Source organism: Desulfothermus okinawensis JCM 13304 (assembly GCF_054654515.1).
This window is the reverse complement of the sequence record NZ_BAAIEW010000033.1, coordinates 1-23,448: the sequence shown is the minus strand read 5'-3', so window position 1 is coordinate 23,448 and position 23,448 is coordinate 1. Positions and strand designations below refer to the sequence as shown.

Below are 23,448 nucleotides of genomic sequence, written 5' to 3'. Positions count from 1 at the left end.
TTGTTGGGATAACCATTTAATTTAGAAAAGATTTGATCTTATAGGAGGCAAGGTATGAAAGGATTTTTTCAAAAACTATTGCATATTGATCTCTCATCTATGAGCTACAAAGTAGAGAGCATAGATAGGGAGATATTTATGCAATATTTAGGAGGAAAGGGAGTGGGGAGTTATTTTTTGTTAAACACTGTTAATAAGAAAATAGACCCCTTCTCTTCTGACAATTGTATTGTAGTTGCAGGTGGTCCAGCAACAGGTAGTGGGATTTGGGGAAGTAGTAGGTATTCTATTTATTCTCTTTCACCCTTAACTGGTCTTTTTGCTGAATCCTATTCAGGGGGTGAGGTAGGTGATAGGCTTGCAGAAACAGGCTTTGATGTGGTGGTGATTCAGGGCTCATCTAACTATCCTGTGTGGATAGAAATAACCAGTGCAGGTGTTTATTTTCACAATGGTGAGCACCTATGGGGTATGGATACCTATCTCACCCATGATACTATTGTTAAATGGATCAAGGAAAATAGAAAGGAGTTTCATCGCTTTGGTGTTATTTGCATAGGCCCTGCTGGAGAAAATCTTGTAAGATTTTCAGTTGTTGAAAATAACTATTGGAGGAGCGCAGGAAGATGCGGTATTGGCGCTGTTTTTGGATCAAAAAAAATCAAGGCAATTTCTTTTGCAGGTAATATGAAAAAGGAATTTTATGACAGGCAAAGGATTTTGGACTTTAACAGACAAATGTTAGAGATAGGCAAAAAAGATCCAGGGGCCATTTCATATAGAAAGTTTGGAACTCCAATAATGGTGGATGTGATAAATGAAGCTGGGGCATTTCCAACTAAATACTGGAAACAGGGGAGGGCAAAACACATAGATGGTATAAATGCTGAGGCATTGCATCAGCGATGTCATGTGAAACCACATGCATGCCCACATTGTTTTTTGGCTTGTGGCCGTATGTCAAAGATAAAATCAGGTCCATACAAAGGGCTTGTTATAGAAGGGCCAGAATATGAAACCATCTATGCCTTTGGGGGACTATGTGAGGTTAAGGATATAGAAGATATCATATATTTAAATGACCTTTGCGATAGGCTTGGGCTGGATACCATCTCCACAGGCAATTTGGTTTCTTTTGCAATTGAGGCATCACGAATGAAAAAAGTGGATTTACAAATAGATTATGGTGATGTTGAGGGAATTTCCAGACTAATAAAAGATATCTCAAATAGAAGGGGATTAGGAGAAATTCTATCCATGGGAATAGTTTATGCTGCTAAAAAATTGGGACTGGAAGATTATGCAATTCATGTTAAGGGATTGGAGCCAGCAGGATACGATCCAAGGGTATTTAAAGGAATGGCCTTATCTTATGCAACATCTGATCGGGGGGCATGCCACCTGAGGACTACCTTTTACAAGGCAGAACTTTCAGGCATATCTCCACCAGATAAAATTCAGGGAAAGGCAGAGGTGTTAATTGAATGGGAAGACAGACTTATTATAATGGATACACTAATTGTATGCAGATTTTTCAGGGACTTATATCCATGGGATAAGCTCAGGGAAATTATATTCTTAACAACTGGCCTGAAACTAACAAAAGATGATCTCAGGGCTATTTCATCAAAAATCAAGAATAATATCCGTATATTTAATAAAATACAGGGACTTACCAAAGATATGGACACTTTACCACAACGTTTCTTTAATGAAGCCCTGCCTGAGACCAATGAAAAGGTAAAGAGAGAGGATTTTGATTTTATGCTTAAGGAGTATTATAAGATTAGGGGTTTTGAGTAAATGTAGATATTTTTTATACTTCAAGCTGTTGCCTTTGCTGGCAGTTTTTATGTGATGATAAAAACTAATTGAACTTAGTAAATAAACATACTGGAGCAGGATAAATATGATAGGTATCTTTCCCTATTCAAAAATAATTTCTATTCTTTCAAGATAGTCTTTAAGGGTATCAATTTGTTGTTGGATTTCAGAGGAATTCTGATTTTTTGCTGCCTCTTCAATAGCTGCTCCGATCTCTGTGACCCTATCAAATCCATATCCTCCTCCAGTACCCTTCATACTGTGTCCCAGCCTCTTGATAGTATTAAAGTCTTTTTCTTTAAGGGAGTTTTCTATTACTTTTATGTCATTTTTTCTATTTTCAAGAAATAGAGGAACAATTTCTTCGAGCTCTGAATCAATAGTTATTACAATCTTTTCTGTCATTGCTATTTCCCCCTTTGTTAAGATAGATTTGTTTTATTCTATCTCTTCCTTCTTTTTTAGCACAATAAAGTGCTTGATCTGCATATGTTATAAGCTCACATGTATGAAAATCACAATCAGGTACAACTGTGGCTATTCCAAGGGAAACTGTTACTATACCTGTAAGAGATTTTTTATGCTCTATATTCAATTTTTTGATATTTTTTCTTATCTTTTCTGCAACTGACTTTGCACCCTCTCTGTCAGTGTTGGGAAGGATACACGCAAATTCTTCGCCACCATATCGTGCTACAAGGTCTCCTGGCCTTTTTAAGGAATTCTGTAATACTTTTGCTATTTCCTTGAGACAGTCATCCCCTTTAAGGTGTCCGTAGGTGTCATTAAAGAGTTTGAAATGGTCAATATCAAGCATAATAAGGGAAATTGGACTCTTATTACGCACTGCCCTTTTTAATTCTATTTCTAAGACCTCATCAAATGTCCTCCTGTTTGGGATTCCAGTTAGTCCATCCAAAGAAGACAATCTTTGCAATTTTGCATTTAGTTCTGCCAGCTGTTGGGTTATTTTTTTTAGTTCAATCTCCTTGGACTTTCTATTGTCCATTTCATGTTTTAGTTTCAAGGCAGAACGGACCCTGGCCAGGAGCTCTATTTTGTTAAAAGGTTTGGTTACATAATCAAGTGCGCCTGCGGCAAAGGCAAGTTTTAGATATTCTATATCATCCTTTGCTGTAACCATAATTATGGGTATGTCCAGAAGATTTACCCTGCTGTTTATCATCCTGCATGCCTCAATGCCGTCTATACCTGGCATCATAATGTCCATGAGTATGAGGTCTATTTTTTTTCCTTCAAGTATCTTGATTGCCTCTTCTGCTGAACCGCATACTATTACATCTTTATATCCTGCGTTATTTAGCAGGGTCTTAATAAGGAGTCTCATATCAGGAGAATCATCCACAATGAGTATACTCATTTCACATACTCTTCCAATGCCCTAAGTAGGGTTTTCTTTTTAATGGGTTTAGTAAGATGTGCGTTACATCCTGCTTCAATACTCTTTATACCCTCTTCTTTCAAGGCATGGGCTGTAAGAGCAATTATTGGGGTGGGCTCCAGTTCATTTTCTTTTTCCCATTTTCTGATCTCTCTTGTTGCAGTATAGCCATCCATTTTGGGCATTTGAATATCCATAAAAACCAGATCATATTTATTTCTCTTAAATTTTTCGAGACCTTCTATCCCATTTTCTGCCATGTCAACTTTATGAGGAGTCTTTTTTAAATAGGCCTGTATCAAGAGCCTATTGTCAGGGGAATCATCCACAAGAAGGATTTTTAATGGTCTCTGGGATTTTTCTTTTTCATCTTTAATTGCCTTTGTTTCTTCTATTTTTTCTTTTTCAAGGGCAGAGATAATGGCAGCAAAAAGTTCTTTTTTTCTCACTGGTTTTACCAGGTATCTTTTTATTTTTAACTCCTTTGCCCTTATAACATGATTTGCCCTGTTGTCTGAGGTAAGCATCAATATAATAGTATTAGAGATTTTTAGATCTTTTTTTATTTTTTCTGCAACTTGAAATCCATCCATTTGTGGCATTCTGCAGTCCAGGAGTATAAGGTCATAAGGGTTTTCCTTTTGTTTTGCCTTACAGAGTTCCTCTATGGCTGAAGGACCATTTTCTGCCTCTCTCACTATGACTCCCCAGTGATAGAGGATCTCTTTTAATATCAATCTATTTGTGGCATTATCATCCACTATAAGGACCTTTTTGCCTTTAATATCCGCAGGGATGGTTTCCTTTTTATCTAATGATGTTATTTTTGCCACAGGGAATTTCAGGGTAAAATAAAAAGTAGTTCCTTTACCCACCTTACTTTTAACCCAGATTTTACCGCCCATCATCTCCACTAAATTTTTTGAGATGGCTAGGCCAAGGCCTGTTCCTCCATGAAGTCTTGTGGTGGAAGAATCTGCCTGGCTAAATTTATCAAATATAGTGGCAATCTTATCCTCTGGTATTCCAATACCTGTATCTTTCACAGAGCATCTAAGTGTTACAATGTTATTTTCTTCAGATTCCTTTTTTATTTCCACAACCACTTCGCCTTGTTGTGTGAATTTTATGGCGTTCCCAACCAGATTTGTGATTATCTGCCTGAGTCTTAAAGGATCTCCTATCACACATTCTGGGACATCAAAAGCTATGTGAAGGGAAAGTTCAAGGCCTTTTTCATGGGCATTTACAGCCATTACCTCACAAATATTTTCAATTAGTTCCCTTAAATTGAATTCTGTGGATTCAAGGGTAAGCCTTCCTGCCTCTATTTTTGATATGTCCAGTATATCATTGATTACGCCCAGAAGAGCCTCTCCAGCAGATCTAAAGGTCTGAACATACTGCCTTTGTTCAGGAGTAAGGTCTGTATCCCATAAAAGTTCAGCCATGCCTATAATTGCATTCATGGGGGTCCTTATTTCATGGCTCATCATGGCAAGAAATTCACTCTTCGCCCTGTTGGCAGATTCTGCTGACTCTTTTGCCCGGGATAGGGCCTTCATTGTCTCTTCCAATTCTATGGTCCTTTCCTTTACTTTTTCATCCAGTTCATCCATATGGGACTTTAGTTGCTCGATCATTTCATTTAGGGAATCTGAGAGAAAGCCTATCTCATCTTTGCGTTTTATCTTACTTCTGACTGTCATGTCTCCTTGTTTTACCTTTTTTGTAACATCAGCAAGTACGAGAATTGGATCAATAAAGCGTTTTACCACTATATATCCAATAAATAGGGACAGTATTAAGATAAAACTTGCTACCTCTAAAATCCTTCTATGGAGAAGCCTTGATGTCTTGGTAAGTTCTTGTTCATAGACCGAGGAGGCAATATACCAGTCAAATGGCTTAAAATATTTCACCCAGGATTTCTTTTTGTAGATATAGTTTCCAGGATCATCGGGCTTATCCCAGGTATAGGTGAGTTCTCCCTTTTTGGTTTTAGACGCCTCAATAAGTTCACGTCCTATTGATTTGCCAGTCATGGGGTCAGGAAGGTCGGCAAAGTTTTTGCCTTCTATATTTTTGTTTGGGTGGATTATCATATTCATCTTTGAATCAAAAATATATACGTATCCTGTGCGTGCAATCTTTAGATTTCTTAAAATTTTCCTGAGGTCTTCAACCATCTGCTTTTTTCGTTTATCTATCTCCTTATCAACATCATCTATATAGACCCCTGTTCCCACAACAAATTTCCATTTAGGAAGATCCTTAAAATAAGAGAGCTTTTTTATTGGCTTTTTGTCTCCCAATCTCCTCCAGTAATAAGAATAAAACCCCTCACCATTTTTTCTGGCCATTTTTACCATGGGATATACGATCAATTTCCCGTGAATGTCTTTTAAATTAGAAGTGTCTGCTTTATAGAGCTTTGGATCAGGGTGAGAAATTAAGTAGGAACGATAGTCTGCCACCCATATGTAATCATTGTTACCATATCTAAAAGATCTAAGCTCCTCACAGATCTTTTCCCTTGCCTTTTCTCTGCTTATTAAGCCTTCATCAACCTGCTTTTCTATATTTTTAATATATGATTCAACTATTTCTATGATATGTTTTAATTCCTTCTTCCTATCTTCAATAACCGATCTCCTTTCAGATTGAATATCTAAATGGATCTTCTCTATCATGTGATAGACACTCTCTAGTATAGTCTTACTGGACTCTTCTTCCATCTCTCTTACTTTTTTTTCCACATAGGGAACAGATATGATGTAGGTTAATATACCAAAAGTTGTCACCAGCACCATAATGGTAGAAAAGATCTTTAAAAAAAGTCTTGATTTAAATATTTCAATCATTTGAGTCCCTTTTGAAATATATGATAGTTTAAATAATATCCTTAGAGATTTTTTCTAATTCTCCTGTAACGGGTGGTATGAGCCTTTCCATAATCTTTGTGAGAAAATTTATTTTTATCCATTAACCTAAGTTTATCGGTTTTGATAGACTAGGACTAAGTGATATTACTTTACAAAATAATTATTAGTTTTTAAAAATTATGTCAATTTGATATTTGTTTTGGCTCTGTTAATTTTTTCCTTTTTCAGTAATGAACTACCCCAAATTTATGATTTTGATAAATTCGGGCTATGGTCAAGGGGCATAAGATGAATTTATTAAATAAACTCAAAAACAGCCCTTCTCTATCTCTTATCCTTATCTTTGGTCTGGTGAGTTTGCTTGGGGATGTTACATATGAGGGGGCAAGGGGAGTTGTTGGTCCATATATGGCTACTCTTGGAGCCAGTGCTGCTGTTGTTGGATTTGTTGCAGGTCTTGGGGAATTTCTTGGATATGGATTAAGGCTTATATCTGGGTATCTCACTGACAGGACAGGATTTGTATGGATGCTGACCATTATTGGTTATTTGATGATATTTTTTATCCCCTTACTTGGTATCACAAACTCCTGGCAAGTTGCAGCAACTTTTATTGTATTAGAGAGAGTTGGTAAGGCCATTCGCACACCAGCAAGGGACGTTATACTCTCCTATGCAACCAAAAAGGTGGGAAGAGGCTTTGGCTTTGGACTCCATGAAGCAATGGACCAAATTGGTGCCATCATAGGCCCACTTTTATTTGCCTTTTTCCTTTATGTTGGACTGGGCTTAAAGAAAGGATTTTTGATTCTGGTAATTCCATGTATTATTATGATATTTGCTTTAGTCTCAGCAAGAAACATTGCAAAAAATCCTGGAGCGCTTGAAAAAAGGATAGATGATAATGAAAAACATGGAGCCATTCCTTTTGTATTTTGGTTATATATGTTTTTTAGCAGTTTATCCGTAATGGGTTTTGTTAATTTTCAGATAATATCTTACCATTTTAAGGTACAGGGGATTTTAAAGGAGTGGTCTATTGCGTTTGTATACGCGTTTGCAATGGGAGTAGATGCAATCTTTGCCTTAATAATAGGCAGGGTATACGATAAATTTGGACTTAAAATAGTTCTTATTATACCATTAATTACCTTGTTGATTCCTTTTTTTGTATTTAGTCATAAATTCATAGTCTTAATTATAGGAATTGTAATATGGGGCATGGTAATGGGAATGTATGAGACTATAATGAGGGCCTGTGTGGCTGATATTACACCAGTAAGTAAGCGTGGATTTTCATATGGAATTTTTAATACAGTGTTTGGACTTTCTTATTTCCTGGGAAGTTTTATTGTGGGGTTTATATACAATGTAGGTATTGTCCAGGTCTCAGTTTATGTGTGTTTCATATCCTTTATCTCATTACTTATTGGATTTAAATTAATTAAAGAGCTAGATAGATATGAAAATACCGGTATTTTTACTTAATATTGATGATTACAATGAAATTTTAGAATATGCATTAAATGATGTTTTAGATTGTTTTGATATTCAAGGTACAAATATCTTAATCAAACCAAATTTTATTGCTTCTAAAAATAGTGATATAAGCTGTACGAATCCGTATATTATATATTACATAAGTAAATTTTTTGTAAATCTAAAATGCAGAGTTTTTATTGGGGATTCACCTGCATTTGGATCTGCGAAAAATATAGCCAAGACTATAGGGCTCTATGACCTAATAGGAGATATGCCAGTTAATATAATAGAATTCCATAAAGCAAAATACAGGGGATTTTATTACCCAATGGCGAAAATGTTACAATATGTTGATCTCTTAGTAAATATTAGTAAATTAAAATCACATGGGCAGATGGGACTCAGTCTATGTGTAAAGAACTTATTTGGACTTATTGTTGGATTTAACAAACTATTGGCCCACATAAAATATGGAAGAGACCACAATACTTTTTCCAATTTACTACTTGGTATATTAAACTATATACCAAAATCACTTAATATAGTAGATGGTATATGGACAATGGAGAAAACAGGTCCTTTAGATGGTGATAAAAGGGAGTTAAATTTAGTTGCAATATCCAATAGCCCAATTGGAGTAGATACGGCAATATACAACTTTGTTGGCGCTAGTCCTAAATCAATTCCTTTGTGGAATACAGCTTTACATCACAATCTGTGTGGATCAAGACCAGAGCATATCAGTATAATCAAAGACAGGGAATTAGAACGAAGGTTCCATTTTCAATATCCTAAAGAATTAAAGGACATAAGTTTCAGGCCAGATAGAGTGTTTTTGTCTTTTATTAAAAGGTGTTATCTGAGATTATTTAAATAGTGTTTTTTATAGTTAATTGACTATAAATAGATTATAGGAAATAATAGAAAAAATACGTTGTTATGGAGGGGTAATATATATGGCAGAACGGTTTGATTATAAACATTTTTGGTATGACCTATTTCCTCAAATAGACGAACGTTTAGTTGACGTTATTACCATTCTTGATCTGAATTTAAATTTTTTGTTTCTCACCAGAGGAGTAGAGAGGCTCCTTGGATATAGACCAGATGAGTTGATTGGGAAAAATGTTCTGGAAATTTTTTCTGAAAATACGGCTAAGGAAGTAATGGAAATATTTGCACGGGAATTGGAAAAAGAAAAAGACCCCAATATGGATCCAAATAGGACACTGGTTTTATTACTGAAAGAGGTGACAAAGGATGGGCGGATAATCCCAGTTGAAGCTACTTTGTCAGGTATAAGGGATGAAGAGGGCCGACTAAAGTATATTCTAAGCGTGTCCAGGGATGTAAGTGAGAGGCTTAAACTTCAGAGAACAATTGAAGAAAGCGAAGAAAAATTAAGGATAATTTTTAATTCTACAAAGGATGCTATTTTTATTCATGATGCTGACACTGGCCAGATAATAGATGTAAATGACTCCATGTTGAAGATGTATGGATATGAATCAAAACAAGAAGTAATTGGAAAGGATGTTTCCTATTTTTCAGGTGAAGGGTACTACAGAGAAATGGCACTGGACTTTATAAAGAAATCATTAGATTCTCCCCAGGTTTTTGAATGGAAGGCAAGGGGGAAAAAGGGTAATGAATTTTGGGTAGAGGTCTCATTAACTAGCACATCCTTTAGGGAAATAGATATTGTTGTAGCAGTGGTTAGGGACATTAGTCAGAGAAAGATGCTTGAGAAGAGACTTAGAGAACAGGTTGATCTCTTTGGAACTTTGGCAGACGTGACCTCAACAGGTATTGGGATTTTTAATGAGCAGGGATATGTATATGTAAATAAGGCAAGTGAATCAATAACAGGTTATTCAAAGGAAGAATTTATAGGACAACCCTTTTATTTCATGGTGCATCCAGACCATAGGGATTTAGTTATTCATAGGGGGCTATCTAGATTAAAAGGGGAAAAAGATTTTCCAGTAAGGTATGAGATTAAGATACTAACTAAAAAAGGTGAAGAAAAATGGGTGGACTTTACAGCTGGCAGAATATTATATAGAGGAAGACCAGCAATTGTATGGACTGTGTATGATATAACCCATATAAAAGAGGCCCAGCAACTACTTGTAAGAGAAAAGGAGAAATTATCAGCAATATTAGAAAGCGTAGAAGATGCAATAATAACCACTGATATTAAGGGATGTATCACTTATATAAATAGTAGTGGAGAAAAAATTTTTGAACTGCTAAAGAATGTCGTTATCGGTAAGACAATAGATTCAGTTTTTGAATTTATTAATAGCACAACCAATGAAATAGCAGAAAATCCAGTAAATAGATGTTTAAAACAGGGTAATTCCATTGAAGGTTATGAAATTACAGTAGTGGCGATTGAAAGTAAAAAAGCTGTAGATGCAGAGTATAAAATATCTCCAATAAAGGATGAAAAAGGTGTTATAGTGGGGTCGGTGCTGGTAATAAGAGATGTTACAGAGAGACGGGTTTTTTTTGAAGCAGCCCAAAATGCACAAAAATTAGAAGCACTGGGTACATTGGCAGCCGGTATAGCACATGATTTTAATAACTTACTTACAGGTGTCTATGGATTTATAGACCTTGCGGTTGTAAAGGCCAAAGATTCATCTATTTCTGAATACTTAAAAAAATCCATTAAATCTCTGGATAGAGCAAGACATTTAACCAATCAGTTGTTAACCTTTGCAAGGGGTGGGGACCCAGTAAAAAAAGTGGATTATTTGAGTCAATTAGTGAGAGAAAGTGTGGAATTTGCATTGAGTGGTTCAAGGATTAAGGTGAGTTTTGATTTAGATGACACTGTAATGGCAAGTTTTGATAAAAATCAACTTGCCCAGGTTATTGACAATATAGTGATAAATGCAGTGGAATCTATGCCAGATAGAGGTGAAATAAAAGTTGAATTAAAAAAAGTAAATATTTCTGAGACCTATAGGTGTAGTTTACCTAAAGGGGAATATGCAGAAATTAAAATAAGTGACACTGGTTGTGGAATTCCCCCTAATATTTTAGGTCATATCTTTGATCCTTTTTACACCACAAAGGGACAAGGACACGGACTTGGCCTTGCCATATCTTATTCCATAGTTAAAAAGCACGGGGGAAACATCTTAGTGGAGTCTGAGCCTGGAGTTGGTTCCACTTTTTATATCTATCTTCCCTCAGTGAGAATAGGGCATAAAAAAGACACTGGTAAAGATAAGTTAACTTGTGTTGAAGAACTATCATGTGATGGAACCATAGTGGTAATGGATGATGAAGAATTTATGCTGGAACTTCTATTAGACGCCTTGAAATACCTGGGATTTGAGGTGGTCTTGAGAAAAAATGGCGAGGAGTTAATAGATTTTATTAAGGGACTCAATGAAGAACAAAAGGCAGATATAAAAGCAATATTTTTAGATATGACAATAGTTGGGGGAATGGGGGGGTTAGATGCAGCTAACCGTATTAGAGGATTAATTGATGCCCCTTTTGTTGTTATGAGTGGTTATTCTTCTGATCCAGTAATGTCAAATCCAAAAGAGTATGGATTTGAAACAAGTTTGAAAAAACCCTTTACTATAGAAGAATTAACTGAAGTGATTAAGGGATTTGTGATAAAAGAAGTGTAGTAGGAATATTTGAGGTAACTGTAGCAGTAATTATACATATAAAGATTGCCAAGAGGCCCAGGGAAGTCATTGAATAATTGATTGGTTAATGAGTGTTAAATATGATTTCTAATACCTGATAAAAAATATCCCCCAAATACTATTAAAATTAATCCGCAAAGTTTTATTATAACCTGGTAAGTGGAGTCCTTCATAATTTTTTTGCCCTTGCTTATACCAAAGGATACAAGAGAGTACCAGGCAAGATCTGCTAATATATGGCCAATGAAAAATGCTCCCACACCAGCTATTCCAGATTTTATTGCTGACATGAGATAACCCATGCCAATTGTTGCCCACCATATAATCCAGTATGGATTGGCAAGACTTACCATTGCACCAGATATAATAGATGATTTGTGCAGGGCTTTTTTTTCATTTTTCAAATTTTCTATATCCAAACTTAACTTTTTTGCGCTTTTTATCATATCAATCCCCATATACACAAGCATTAGGCCTCCAACAATACTTACAATTAAAATAAATGTTGTGGATTTTAAAACTGGAGATAACCCAAGTAAAATAAGTATAACCAGTATGAGTTCTAAAATCCCATGTCCCACAACAAGAGTTGGCCCTTCCCAAAACCCTTTTTGGGCAGAATTTGCTATTGTAACAGTTAAAAGTGGTCCAGGCATCATTGCCCCGGATAGTGCTATCACAAATGATGTGAGAAAAAGTGTTGGTAGATCAAACATAAAAATAACTCCTTGTTTACCATAAGGAGTTTATTTGTTTTTTTATACATGTGTCAAGTTGACATAGCACTCTAGTATGACGTAAGAACTAAGGGTCATTTGTAAAATTAGAAAATTTGATTAACAGGGTTTAAGCTATGATTATTTTAGGTGTGGATACTGGGGGGACATTTACTGATTTTATTTACAGGGAAGATGGAGAGTGGAAGGTCTATAAAATTCTATCTACTCCTGATAATCCAGCCAGGGCAGTGCTTGCTGGATACGATCTTATTTGCAAAGGCAAACCTGCTAACATAACCCATGGATCCACTGTTGCAACAAATGCAATATTGGAGAGAAAGGGGGCAAAGACAGCCCTTATAACCAATAAGGGCTTTGAAGATGTTATTCAAATTGGGAGACAAAATAGAAGGGAGCTCTATAATTTAAAGTACCGAAAAATTCTCCCCTTAGTGCCAGATAATTTAAGATTTGGGGTAAAGTGCAGGATAGATTATTCAGGGGATGTAGTAGAAGATATTGATGTAGACGAGGTCAGGGAAATAGTTAAAAGGATTAAAGAATCAGGTAGTGAGTCAGTTGCTGTTTGTCTCTTGTTTTCTTTTAAAAATAATCTACATGAAAAAGTAATTTCAGAGGAGTTAGATAAAAGCGGGATCTTTTATTCCCTATCTTGCGAAGTTCTGCCTGAATTCAGGGAATATGAGAGGATGTCAACCACAGTGATAAATGCATATGTCTCTCCCAAGATGACAAAGTATTTATCATTTATTGAGGAAAATATTGGGGAGAGCAAGCTTCGGATAATGCAGTCAAATGGGGGCAGTATATCAGCAAAAACTGCAATGAAAGAGTCTGTTCGCACTATTTTATCAGGACCTGCTGGGGGTGTGGTTGGGGCATTTGAGATTGGAAAATTGGCTGGATTTGATAAATTGATCACCTTTGATATGGGAGGTACATCTACAGATGTATCACTAATAGATGGAGATCTGCCAATAACCACTGAATCAGAAATATCTGGATTTCCCATAAAGACCCCAATGATCCACATACATACTGTTGGGGCTGGTGGGGGATCAATTGCATATTTTGACAGGGGAGGCTCTCTTAGGGTTGGGCCTGAGAGTGCTGGAGCCGATCCCGGTCCCATATGCTATGGCAGGGGTGATAGAATAACAGTTACTGATGCAAATCTTTATCTTGGCAGGCTCATTCCAGAGAGATTTTTAGGCGGTAAGATGAAACTCCACAGTGAGCTACTGGATGGATATTTTAAAGACATGGCAAAAGCTGGTGGACTTAATACACGTGAGCTCGCAGAAGGGATACTTCGGGTGGCAAATGCAAATATGGAGAGGGCAATCAGGGTCATATCAGTTGAAAAAGGATATAATCCTTCAGAATTTACCCTGTTTTCCTTTGGTGGTGCAGGGGGAATGCATGCAGCCTTTTTGGCCAGGGATCTTAATATTCCAAAGGTCCTTATTCCAAAACATCCTGGAATTTTGTCTGCCATAGGTATGTTAATTGCCGATGTCATAAAGGATTATTCAAAGACTGTGATGATTTCTCAAAAAGACCTGGAGCGAGAAGATCTAAATGAATATTTTAAGGAAATGGAAGAAGTAGCAATTTCTGATTTATTACATGAGGCAATAGATAGGGAAGATATTTTTATAAATAAATATCTGGATATTAGATACAAAGGACAATCTTACGAAATATTGGTCCCATATGAAGGGGATTTTATCAACACTTTTCATAGACTCCATGAAAAGACTTATGGTTACTGTAATCTGGACAAAGAAATAGAGGTTGTGAATATCCGTATTAGGGCAAGGGGGAAGTTGCCAAAACCAGAATTTAAGAAGAGCAGGGTAGTTAATGAAAAAATTCCTGATAATGCTTACTTGGGTGATACAGAGACAATTTTTTCTGGAAAGGAATATAAGACAGGTGTGTATGATAGACAGGCCCTTTTGCCTGGAAATAAAATAGTTGGCCCGGCAATTTTAGTGGAATATTCATCTACCATAGTTGTTCCTGAAGACGCTACAATATTTGTGGATGAATTTGAAAACATTTTGATAACACCTTAATACAATTAGGGACAGTGGTAGCGAGATGTATGTTTTTTTATTTCCGCTCCAGGATGAACTTCATGTAAGAGATTGTAATGCTCGCTCCGCTAAAAGTTGCAAGGCCAGCATTCGCTGGCTCACGTGCAACTTTTTACCGCTCCACTCGCAAACAATCTCTAAATTTGTCCATAGTCGCTCAATAAAAAAATATACATCTCGCCTGGTTAATTGGAAGTGGGTAGGCTGTATTTAATATTGGGAGATATGCCTATTTCTTTAGCTCCGATTATTGATTGGATTATGGAGAAAGTGATTAGTGAAGGGTAGAAGGGTGAAGGATGTATGTGAAAGTGTATGTGTATGTGAAAGTTACAGATCACATACACAGATCCATCAAAGCTTGAGACTCACGAGTTAGTGGAATAAGCAGATTTTTTAATAGTATGAGGTAAATATTATGAAGGTAAATCCAATACTTTTAGAGGTGTTTAAAAATAGACTTTCTTCAATTGCAGAAGAGATGGGGGTTACTTTAAATCGCACAGCCTTTAGTCCCAATATCAAAGAGAGAAAGGATTTTTCCTGTGCAATATTTGACGAAAATGGTGATATGATTGCACAGGCAGCACATATTCCTGTACACCTTGGATCAATGCCAATGAGTGTGAAACAGGCTATCTCAGATATTGAATTCTTTGAAGGGGATATGGTTATATTAAATGACCCATATAAAGGGGGAACCCATCTTCCTGACATAACAATTGTTGCACCAGTATTTGTTTCAAAAAAACACAGGCCTGATTTTTTTGTTGCAAATAGGGCACACCATGCAGATGTTGGTGGCATATCCTATGGGTCTATGCCCCTGTCCAGGTCATTGTATCAAGAAGGCATAATAATTCCCCCTTTAAAGATAGTGGAAAAAGGGGAAATAGATGAAAAACTCCTGAAGTTTTTCTTAAATAATGTGAGGACACCAATTGAAAGGGAAGGGGATTTTTCAGCCCAGATTATGGCAAATAAAATAGGCATTAATAGGATTTTAGAACTCATTGAGAAATATGGTATTCAGACAGTAAAGTTTTACTCAAGTGCAATGCTTGACTATTCTGAAAAAGTTCTTCGGGACCTTATATTAAATATAAAGGACGGGGAATATGGTTTTAGTGACTATTTAGATGGAGATGGTCTTGGCACAGATAACATAAAGATAAAGGTGACCATAAAGATTGCAGGGGACAGGGTTGAAATAGATTTTTGTGAAAGTGATCCCCAGGTGACTGGGAGTGTAAATGCTGTTTATTCAATTACCTTGTCAGCGGTATTATATGTATTTAGATCCTTGATTGATCTGGACATCCCTACAAATGCAGGACTTTTAAGACCAATAAAGGTCAGGACCAAAAAAGGTACCATTGTTGATGCAAATTTTCCAGCACCTGTGGCTGGTGGAAATGTTGAAACATCACAGAGGATAGTGGATGTAATACTGGGGGCACTCTCTTATGCCATACCAGACAAAATACCAGCTGCCAGCCAGGGTAGTATGAACAATGTTTCCATTGGTGGCATAGATGATCGAACCAATAGTCCTTTTGCATATTATGAGACAATAGGTGGTGGCATGGGGGCCTTTTGGGGAGGAAATGGAGAGAGCGCAGTTCACTCTCACATGACAAATACCTTAAATACACCAATTGAGGCCCTTGAATTTAGCTATCCCTTTATGGTCACTGAATATTCCATTAGAAATAAATCTGGTGGAGATGGTGAGTTTAAGGGAGGAGATGGCATAATCAGGGAGATTAAACTCTTATCAGATGCAGAAGTAACTGTGCTCAGCGAAAGAAGGGAGCATGGTCCATATGGACTTATGGGAGGAGACCATGGCAAACCTGGAAAAAATATCTTGGTAGTTGAAGGAAAACAAATAACTATGCCAGGTAAGTTTAACAGGTTTTTAAAAAAAGGAAGTATTTTAAGGATTGAGACCCCAGGAGGTGGGGGATATGGAAAATGTAAAACAAAATAAAGGAGGGGTTATGAGAGTTAAGTCATTATTTTTTTGTTTTTTTATGGTTTTTTGTCTCATTGGTATTTCAAATGCAGGGAAAGTGGTGAAATTAGATTGTAACGCAATTTATGGTCCAACCAGTTTTCATACTCAGGGGGCAATGGAGTTTGCCAGGCTGGTAAAAAAGTATTCAGGTGGATCAGTTATAATCAGCGTTCATCCTGGAGGTGCCCTTGGTTTTAAAGGACCTGAACTTTTAAAGGCAGTGAAAGATGGCCAGGTACCAATGAGTGATATCTTAATGGGGGTTGTTGCTGGGAGTGAACACATATTTGGAGTGAGTTCCCTTCCTCGGCTGGTAAAGACATATAAGGATGCCAGAGAGTTATATGAAGAACTTAAACCTTATTATAAAAAGGCTGCGCTTAAATGGAACCAGAAGTTTCTCTATGCAGCCCCATGGCCACCAAGTGGTCTTGTCACCAAAAAAGAGATTCTGAAGGTTTCTGATCTAAAAGGTTTGAAGACAAGGACCTATGATAAAAATGGTGCCAGGTTTTTAAAGGAACTGGGTGCATCTCCTGTGCCCATGCCATGGGGCGAGGTATATTCTTCCCTTCGCACAGGGGTCATTGACTCTGTTTTGACCAGTGCAGAATCCACAAAGAATGGAAAATTCTGGGAGGTATTAAATTATTTTGCAAACATTAACTATGCATTTCCATTAAATATGATGACAATAAATTTAGATTACTGGAAGTCCCTGTCTAAAAAACAGCAAAAGGCCATGTTAAAGGCAGCAAGGGAAATAGAAGATGTTCAGTGGAAAAAATCTGAAAATAGAAATATTGAGGCAATTAAGATAATAAAACAGCACGGTATGAAGGTATATAATCCAACAAAAGAGCTTGATAGAGCAATGGACAAGGCCGCAAGAAAGATAATCGATGAATTTCTCGCAAAGACCAGGGGCAAGGCCAAATATATCTTGAAAAAATATGTAAAATAAAAAACAAGGGGGCTTATATCTGCCCCCTATACACCAATTTTATGGACAGGATACTAAAGACAATTGATTTTATATCAAAACTGGGTGCATATATTTCTGGTTTTTTTATGCTCCTTATTGTGTTTTTGATATCTCTGGAGATTTTTTTGCGTACCTTTTTTAAGACATCTACCATGGTGTCAGATGAATTCAGTGCCTACTTTATGGTGTTTTCGGTATTTTTGGGACTTGCATACACATTAAAAGAGGGAAAACACATCAAAATAACCCTTATTACTTCAAGGATAAAAAATAAAAAAGTGGCAAAGGCACTGGATCTAGTTGTTTTTACCCTGGCATTTGCAATCTCCATATATGCACTTTATTATTCTATCATGATGGTCTATGAGACCTATAGTTTGGATATGAGAGCAGATTCCATGCTGGAAACTCCCCTTTGGATACCTGAGATGGGGGTACCACTTGGCTTTCTCCTGCTGTGCAGCCAACTTTTTTCTATGATAATAAGGAGGCTTAAAAATTATCAGTGATCCACTTATCCTATCCATTGTAATGTTTGGAATAATGTTCTTGTTCCTCCTATCTGGTCTGTGGATAGGATTTTCCTTAATTTCTGCTGCAATTTGCGGAATGCTCCTCTATAACTTTAACCTCCCTCCAACTATTTCCATCTGGAGTAAAATCGGTAATTTAATTGCAAATTCTGTGTGGAATAGCATGAATTCATGGTCCCTTACTGCACTGCCTTTGTTTGTTTTAATGGGAGAGGTGTTATATAGGACTGCCATATCAACAAAGCTCTTAAATGGGCTTTTGCCCTGGTTCTCAAGGATTCCGGGGAAATTACTCCACATAAATGTGGTTGCCTGTTCCCTATTTGCCGCAGTTTCAGGATCAAGTGCTGCAACAACTGCCACTGTTGGCAAAATCACCCTTGATGAGCTCTCAAAGCGTGGATATGACAGGGATCTTGCCCTGGGATCTCTGGCTGGAGCAGGCACCCTTGGTTTTTTGATTCCACCAAGCCTGATTATGATAATATATGGTGTCCTGTCTGATACATCCATTGGGAAATTGTTTATTGCAGGAATAATTCCAGGACTTATTCTTGCCTCTATGTATTCTGCCTTTATAATCTTTAAGGCCCTTACAAATCCACACATTGTACCTGAATCTGATGAAAGGACATACACATTCAAGGAAAAGCTAAAGAGCTCAAAGGAATTGTTCCCTGTCCTATTTTTAATATTTATAGTGCTGGGAGGAATATACCTTGGATTTACTACCCCAACAGAGGCAGCGGCAATTGGGGTTATTGGGGCATATCTTCTGGCTTTTTTATTTAGAAATATAACAAAAGAGATTTTTTTGGAATCTTTACTCAGTGCAGTGAGTACCACCTGTATGATATGTTTTATTATTTGTGGTGCAGCCTTTCTTTCTCAGGTAGTTGGATTTACTGGAATAGCAGCAGCTCTTAGTAATTTTATTGCAGAGCTACACCTATCTCCTTATGTCCTTATTTTTGTTCTGGGGATTATGTATTTGTTTTTAGGGATGTTACTTGATGGGATATCCATTGTGGTTATGACCCTGCCAATTGTTCTTCCAATAGTAACCCAGGCAGGATTTAAGCCCCTGTGGTTTGGGATATTTCTGGTGATAATGGTGGAGCTGTCTCAAATAACTCCACCAGTTGGTTTTAGCCTATTTGTAATCCAGGGAATATCCAATGAAGAAATTGGAAGGATCTTAAAGGCCACATTCCCATTTTTTGTGATTATGATTTTAATGGTGGTGTTGCTTACAATTTTCCCTGATATTGTTTTTTATCTACCAGGCAAAATGGTTGTAAAATAATCTAAACTATTACTTCCCTGTCCCTTATTCCCAGAAAATAGAGTATTGCATCTAATCCTACGTTTGTTAATGACTGTTTTGCCCCTTCCCTTACAATTGGCTTTGCACGAAAGGCAATACCAAGACCTGCAAGATTTAACATTGGAAGGTCATTTGCCCCATCTCCCACAGCTATTACCTGTTCCAGGGAAATGTTTTGGCCCCTGGCAAGTTCTTTTAGTATCTCCGCCTTTTTCTCACCATCAATGATCTCTCCCAGGACCCTGCCTGTTAAAACTTTATTTTTAATCTCCAGCTCATTGGCAAATACATAGTCTATATTTAGCTTTTGTTTTAAAAATTCCCCAAAATATCTAAATCCACCTGATATTATAGCTATCTTATATCCAAGTATTTTTAGGTTTTTTATGAGTTTTATTGCTCCATCTGTTAAAGGCAGATTTTTAGCAACTTCTCTAAGTTCTGACTCCCTAAGTCCTTTTAGCAATGCAACACGCATCTTAAGGCTCTCTTTAAAATCAATCTCTCCCCTCATTGCCCTATCTGTGATTTTTTTTACTTCCTCATATACACCTTTTCTTTTTGCCAACTCATCTATTACCTCTGTCTGAATCAATGTGGAGTCCATGTCAAAGGCAATAAGCCTTCTATGGCGTCTATATGGGGTATCTTCTTGTATCCCTAAGTCTATATCCCCTTGCTTAGACAGGATTAAAAAATCCCTGCGCAATTTCTCTAAATTAATGGCCCCACCCTCAAGGGTCATTTCAATACAACTAACACCCCAATTTTTATACTTATCCACCCTGGGCCTTGATAGCCTTTCAATGGATACAATATTTACCTTTTCTTGAGAAATTAAATCCATAAGAGAGCTTAGGTGTTTTGAAGTGAGGTTTTTGGCCAGGGCTGTTATGATAAATCTTTTTTTTGATAGATCGTTTAAAAGTCCGCTTTTTTCAATGTCTATGTCATCAAAGGTAATGTGTAGATTTAACCTGTGGGAGGTGTATAGGATTTCTTTTAAAAATTCATCTCTACTAACCCCAGGGGATAGTTCCACTAGGATTTCCAGGGATAGATTTTCAAATATAACTGCCTGGTTTATGTCCAGGATATTTAATTTAAATAGACTTAAGGTCTTGGTTATCTCTTTTAACTTATCTGGTGCGTCTTTGCCTGTTATGTTTATGATATAAGTGTTTGACATTTCCTCTATTTAGATTAATTTAAGGTTTATAACATGTTAAGCTACTTATTTAGAAATGTTTATAGAATTGTAGTTATTTTTGCAAGTAAATTTAAACACAAGGAGGTCTTATATGGAGGTCTTGGTACTCTATTATTCCAAAACTGGTAATACCAAGAAACTGGCACAGGCCATTGCCAGTGGTGTAGAAGAAGTTGAAGGAGTTAAAGCAAATTTAAAATCCACTCAAGAAGTAACTAAAGAAGATTTTTTAAACGCCTCTGGTGTAATTGCTGGATCTCCTGTATATTTTGGTGTAATGGCAACTGATTTAAAGAGGGTTTTTGACGAATTTGTGTCTATTAGAAAGAAAATGGAAAATAAAATAGGTGCAGCTTTTGCGACATCAGGGGATGCAACTGGTGGTAAGGAAACAACCATGATGTCTATTATTCAGGCAATGCTCATATATGGTATGATAATTGTTGGAGATCCCATAAGTGCCACTGGCCACTATGGTGTTGCATGTGTTGGCGCACCTGATGATACAGCTGTTGAAAATGGGAAAAAGCTTGGGAAAAGGGTTGCAGAACTTGCAAAAAAATTAGCTTAATCTGGAGTTTTTATTATGGATCTTTGCATTGTTGGAACTGGATATGTTGGTTTGGTTACAGCTGCATGTTTTGCAGAGACTGGTAATAATGTAATCTGCGTTGATATTAATGAAGAGGTTGTAACTAACCTAAAACAGGGAAAAGTACATATCTTTGAACCTGGATTAGAGGAGTTGGTGCAGAGGAATTTAAAACAGGGTAGGCTGGATTTTACAACAGATATAAAACAGGGGATAGATAAGGGACTTTTTATATTTATATGCGTTGGTACACCACCTAAAGAAGATGGCAGCTGTGACATGAGGTATGTGGAATCTGTTACCAGGGACATAGGAAAATACATAAATGAATACAGAATTGTGGTTAACAAATCCACAGTACCAGTTGGAACTGCAGATAGGGTGAGGGCAATAATCTCTGAGGAGATTGCAAAAAGGGGAGTTCAGGTTGAATTTGACGTGGTTTCAAACCCTGAATTCTTAAAAGAAGGGGACGCTGTTTCTGATTTTATGAAACCAGACAGGATAATTGTGGGGACCGATAATGTGAGGACTGCAGAGCTACTCAAGGCACTCTATGCCCCGTTTGCTCGCTCCAGGGAAAAGCTAATTGTAATGGGCATTAGAAGCGCTGAAATGACAAAGTATGCTGCAAATGCAATGCTTGCAACCAAGATATCCTTTATCAACGAGATTGCCAATATATGCGAGCAGGTTGGTGCAGATATAGCAGATGTTAGGCTTGGAATTGGGGCAGACCACAGGATAGGGTATCACTTTATATATCCTGGAGTGGGGTATGGGGGTTCCTGTTTTCCAAAAGACGTGCGTGCACTTATAAATACTGCAAATGAGATTGGATATTCTCCAAAACTATTATCTTCTGTTCATCAGGTAAATGAAGAGCAAAAAAGGGTACTTGCCAGAAAGGTGGAGAGTTTTTTTTCTGATATGGGAGGGATTAAAGGAAAGACAATAGCAATCTGGGGCCTTGCCTTTAAGGCAAACACAGACGATATACGGGAGTCCTCGGCCCTTACTATTATTGAATACTTAACTGGAAAAGGAATGAAGGTGAGAGCCTTTGATCCAAAGGCGTGTAAAAGGGCAAGGGAATATTTTAAGGAAAATCCCCTCGTTGAGATAGTAGATGGTGAATATGAGGCCTTAGATGGAGCAGATGCACTTGGTGTTGTCACTGAATGGAACCAGTTTAGAAATCCAGATTTTATCCGAATTAAAAACTCCCTTAAATATCCTGTGATTTTTGATGGCAGAAATCTCTACAATCCCAGATTGTTAAAGGATATGGGATTTGAATATTTTGGAATAGGCAGGAGATAGGTTTTTAGATAAGGGGGGGTATTTATCCCCCCCCTTTTGTTTTTTAGAGGTCTACAGGGAGTTTCCCTGTCCATTTTCTTATTTGCAATTCAAATAATACAGCCCTTTCATATTCAAGATTTAACATCAAAGAGGCTCCCTCTCCCTGATCAAACTGATCGTCTAGAAACTGGGTCTCTTCCCAGAAGTCCAAAAGCTCTTCTGTGGGTAGGTTTTTTATTTGTTCCATGAGGGTGTTATCCACCAGATATGGAAAACAATTTGCCATTAATTAATCCCTCCTGATCTTTGATAGTTGTTTTCTTACCAGATGGGATTATTAAAAACTTTTTATAAAAAAGCAATATTTAAATTTTGAAAAAGGTAATCTGCCTATTTCTTTAGCTTCGATTATTGATTGAGTTATGGGTTAAGTGATAGTGATTAGTGAATAGTGAATAGTGAAAGGTAGAAGGTTGAAGGATGAAGGTGAAAGGGCGCCTAAAACCTTGAACGTTAGACATCCACAGACACAGATCACATACACAGACACATCTTTGACGTAGTCCTGCACAAACAATAAAACAACTTGACAGATAGGGGGATTCTGATTTTAATTTTTTCAAAATAGAATAAAGTTAAACAATAATGTTAAGCCATTCAATGCAAAGGGAAAATGGTAATGCCTAATGTAGAAGAAATATTGTCATCAATTGAGTCCCTCTCTAAAGAGGATTTTTCGCGTCTGAGAGAATGGTTTTATGAGCGGGACTGGGAAAGGTGGGACAGAGAGATAGAATCAGACTCAAAATCAGGGAAGTTAGATTTTCTGGTAAAGGAAGCCCTTGTTGAAAAGGAAGAGGGAAAGCTGCAGGAATTATAAATGCATCGAACAACCACCCGTTTCTGGAAACTATTTGAGGATCTTCCGCAAAAAGTGCAGCAAACCGCAAGAAGAAATTTTGAATTACTTAAGGTAGACCCGTTACATCGTTCTCTTCATTTCAAGAAGGTCGGTAAATTTTGGTCTATCCGAGTTGATCTCAATTATAGAGCATTGGCCATAAAGGAAGGCCAAGATTTTATCTGGGTATGGATAGGAGATCATAGTGATTATGAACGAATGATTAAAGGGATAGGTTAACAAGGGGATGTAATTGACGAGCCTGTAACATAATCTGTGTAAATCCTTTTGTAGTCTTAATACTATTGAACTACATTTTTAATAAGCCTGTAACATAATTTGTGTAAATCCATTTTTTAGCCTTAATACTATTGAACTGCATTTTTAATCCTCTCTTCAAAAAATATATATAGTTGGGGATAAATCTTGGACCAGTTTCTTATGGTGCCTCCCCATTTTTTGT

Annotated in this window: 19 protein-coding genes; 13 read left to right on the top strand and 6 right to left on the bottom strand. The window is 36.9% G+C overall.

Annotated features, from left to right (window positions below; all coding sequences use genetic code 11):
- Positions 1-54: 54 nt before the first annotated feature.
- A complete protein-coding gene (locus ACYQ0O_RS11655; RefSeq protein ID WP_459893253.1) occupies positions 55-1,803 on the top strand; it encodes an aldehyde ferredoxin oxidoreductase family protein in 1,749 nt (582 codons plus the stop codon).
- 123 nt (positions 1,804-1,926) lie between these two features.
- Here ACYQ0O_RS11655 and ACYQ0O_RS11650 read toward each other — a convergent pair whose 3' ends face one another.
- Genes ACYQ0O_RS11650 through ACYQ0O_RS11640 form a run of 3 tightly spaced genes read right to left on the bottom strand, consistent with a single transcriptional unit; the run spans position 1,927 to position 6,090 of the window.
- A complete protein-coding gene (locus ACYQ0O_RS11650) occupies positions 1,927-2,229 on the bottom strand; it encodes an Hpt domain-containing protein (protein ID WP_459893251.1) in 303 nt (100 codons plus the stop codon).
- Positions 2,201-3,205, bottom strand: coding sequence for a GGDEF domain-containing response regulator (locus ACYQ0O_RS11645; protein WP_459893249.1), 1,005 nt, complete (start codon positions 3,203-3,205; stop codon positions 2,201-2,203). The genes ACYQ0O_RS11650 and ACYQ0O_RS11645 overlap by 29 nt, the downstream gene beginning before the upstream one ends.
- Positions 3,202-6,090, bottom strand: a complete 2,889-nt coding sequence (locus ACYQ0O_RS11640) for a cache domain-containing protein (RefSeq protein ID WP_459893247.1) — start codon at positions 6,088-6,090, stop codon at positions 3,202-3,204. The genes ACYQ0O_RS11645 and ACYQ0O_RS11640 overlap by 4 nt, the downstream gene beginning before the upstream one ends.
- Positions 6,091-6,399: 309 nt before the next feature.
- Here ACYQ0O_RS11640 and ACYQ0O_RS11635 point away from each other — a divergent pair, with 309 nt between their 5' ends.
- The 3 genes from ACYQ0O_RS11635 (at position 6,400) to ACYQ0O_RS11625 (ending at position 11,249) form a co-directional block, all read left to right on the top strand.
- Complete coding sequence (locus ACYQ0O_RS11635; protein WP_459893245.1) at positions 6,400-7,599, top strand: MFS transporter; 1,200 nt, start codon at positions 6,400-6,402, stop codon at positions 7,597-7,599.
- Complete coding sequence (locus ACYQ0O_RS11630) at positions 7,574-8,470, top strand: DUF362 domain-containing protein (protein WP_459893243.1); 897 nt, start codon at positions 7,574-7,576, stop codon at positions 8,468-8,470. Before ACYQ0O_RS11635 ends, ACYQ0O_RS11630 begins: the two co-directional genes overlap by 26 nt.
- Before the next feature lie 79 nt (positions 8,471-8,549).
- The gene (locus ACYQ0O_RS11625; RefSeq protein ID WP_459893241.1) at positions 8,550-11,249 is read left to right on the top strand and encodes a hybrid sensor histidine kinase/response regulator; all 2,700 of its coding nucleotides are present in this window, start codon (positions 8,550-8,552) and stop codon (positions 11,247-11,249) included.
- A 95-nt stretch (positions 11,250-11,344) separates the two neighbouring features.
- On the opposite strand, the gene ACYQ0O_RS11620 is transcribed toward ACYQ0O_RS11625, so the two are convergent.
- Complete coding sequence (locus ACYQ0O_RS11620) at positions 11,345-11,986, bottom strand: LysE family transporter (RefSeq protein WP_459893239.1); 642 nt, start codon at positions 11,984-11,986, stop codon at positions 11,345-11,347.
- Positions 11,987-12,123: 137 nt separating this feature from the next.
- On the opposite strand from ACYQ0O_RS11620, the gene ACYQ0O_RS11615 reads away from it, so the two are divergent.
- The 5 genes from ACYQ0O_RS11615 to ACYQ0O_RS11595 all read left to right on the top strand — a co-directional run bounded on the left by ACYQ0O_RS11615 (position 12,124) and on the right by ACYQ0O_RS11595 (position 18,956).
- Positions 12,124-14,091 carry a hydantoinase/oxoprolinase family protein gene (locus ACYQ0O_RS11615; protein WP_459893237.1) on the top strand — a complete coding sequence of 656 codons (1,968 nt, stop codon included), beginning with the start codon at positions 12,124-12,126 and terminating at the stop codon, positions 14,089-14,091.
- Positions 14,092-14,530: 439 nt separating this feature from the next.
- Positions 14,531-16,105: a hydantoinase B/oxoprolinase family protein gene (locus ACYQ0O_RS11610; protein WP_459893235.1), complete on the top strand. Its 1,575-nt coding sequence runs from the start codon at positions 14,531-14,533 to the stop codon at positions 16,103-16,105.
- Positions 16,083-17,096, top strand: a complete 1,014-nt coding sequence (locus ACYQ0O_RS11605; RefSeq protein WP_459893233.1) for a TRAP transporter substrate-binding protein — start codon at positions 16,083-16,085, stop codon at positions 17,094-17,096. The genes ACYQ0O_RS11610 and ACYQ0O_RS11605 overlap by 23 nt, the downstream gene beginning before the upstream one ends.
- Positions 17,097-17,137: 41 nt before the next feature.
- On the top strand, positions 17,138-17,626 hold the full coding sequence (locus tag ACYQ0O_RS11600) for a TRAP transporter small permease subunit (RefSeq protein WP_459893231.1): 489 nt from the start codon (positions 17,138-17,140) through the stop codon (positions 17,624-17,626).
- Positions 17,616-18,956, top strand: coding sequence for a TRAP transporter large permease (locus ACYQ0O_RS11595; RefSeq protein WP_459893270.1), 1,341 nt, complete (start codon positions 17,616-17,618; stop codon positions 18,954-18,956). Before ACYQ0O_RS11600 ends, ACYQ0O_RS11595 begins: the two co-directional genes overlap by 11 nt.
- 1 nt (position 18,957) lies before the next feature.
- On the opposite strand, the gene serB is transcribed toward ACYQ0O_RS11595, so the two are convergent.
- Positions 18,958-20,166: a phosphoserine phosphatase SerB gene (serB, locus tag ACYQ0O_RS11590; protein WP_459893229.1), complete on the bottom strand. Its 1,209-nt coding sequence runs from the start codon at positions 20,164-20,166 to the stop codon at positions 18,958-18,960.
- A gap of 112 nt (positions 20,167-20,278) precedes the next feature.
- Here serB and ACYQ0O_RS11585 point away from each other — a divergent pair, with 112 nt between their 5' ends.
- Positions 20,279-20,758 carry a flavodoxin family protein gene (locus tag ACYQ0O_RS11585; protein ID WP_459893227.1) on the top strand — a complete coding sequence of 160 codons (480 nt, stop codon included), beginning with the start codon at positions 20,279-20,281 and terminating at the stop codon, positions 20,756-20,758.
- A 15-nt stretch (positions 20,759-20,773) separates the two neighbouring features.
- Complete coding sequence (locus tag ACYQ0O_RS11580) at positions 20,774-22,102, top strand: UDP-glucose dehydrogenase family protein (RefSeq protein WP_459893225.1); 1,329 nt, start codon at positions 20,774-20,776, stop codon at positions 22,100-22,102.
- Positions 22,103-22,145: 43 nt separating this feature from the next.
- Here the strand turns inward: ACYQ0O_RS11580 and ACYQ0O_RS11575 are convergent, their stop codons facing one another.
- Positions 22,146-22,370, bottom strand: coding sequence for a hypothetical protein (locus ACYQ0O_RS11575; RefSeq protein ID WP_459893223.1), 225 nt, complete (start codon positions 22,368-22,370; stop codon positions 22,146-22,148).
- Positions 22,371-22,763: 393 nt separating this feature from the next.
- Between ACYQ0O_RS11575 and ACYQ0O_RS11570 the strand changes: the two genes are divergently transcribed.
- Both ACYQ0O_RS11570 and ACYQ0O_RS11565 read left to right on the top strand, forming a co-directional pair.
- Positions 22,764-22,964, top strand: coding sequence for a hypothetical protein (locus tag ACYQ0O_RS11570; protein WP_075069536.1), 201 nt, complete (start codon positions 22,764-22,766; stop codon positions 22,962-22,964).
- Positions 22,965-23,225, top strand: coding sequence for a ParE family toxin-like protein (locus ACYQ0O_RS11565; protein ID WP_075069535.1), 261 nt, complete (start codon positions 22,965-22,967; stop codon positions 23,223-23,225).
- The last annotated feature ends 223 nt before the right edge of the window (positions 23,226-23,448 follow it).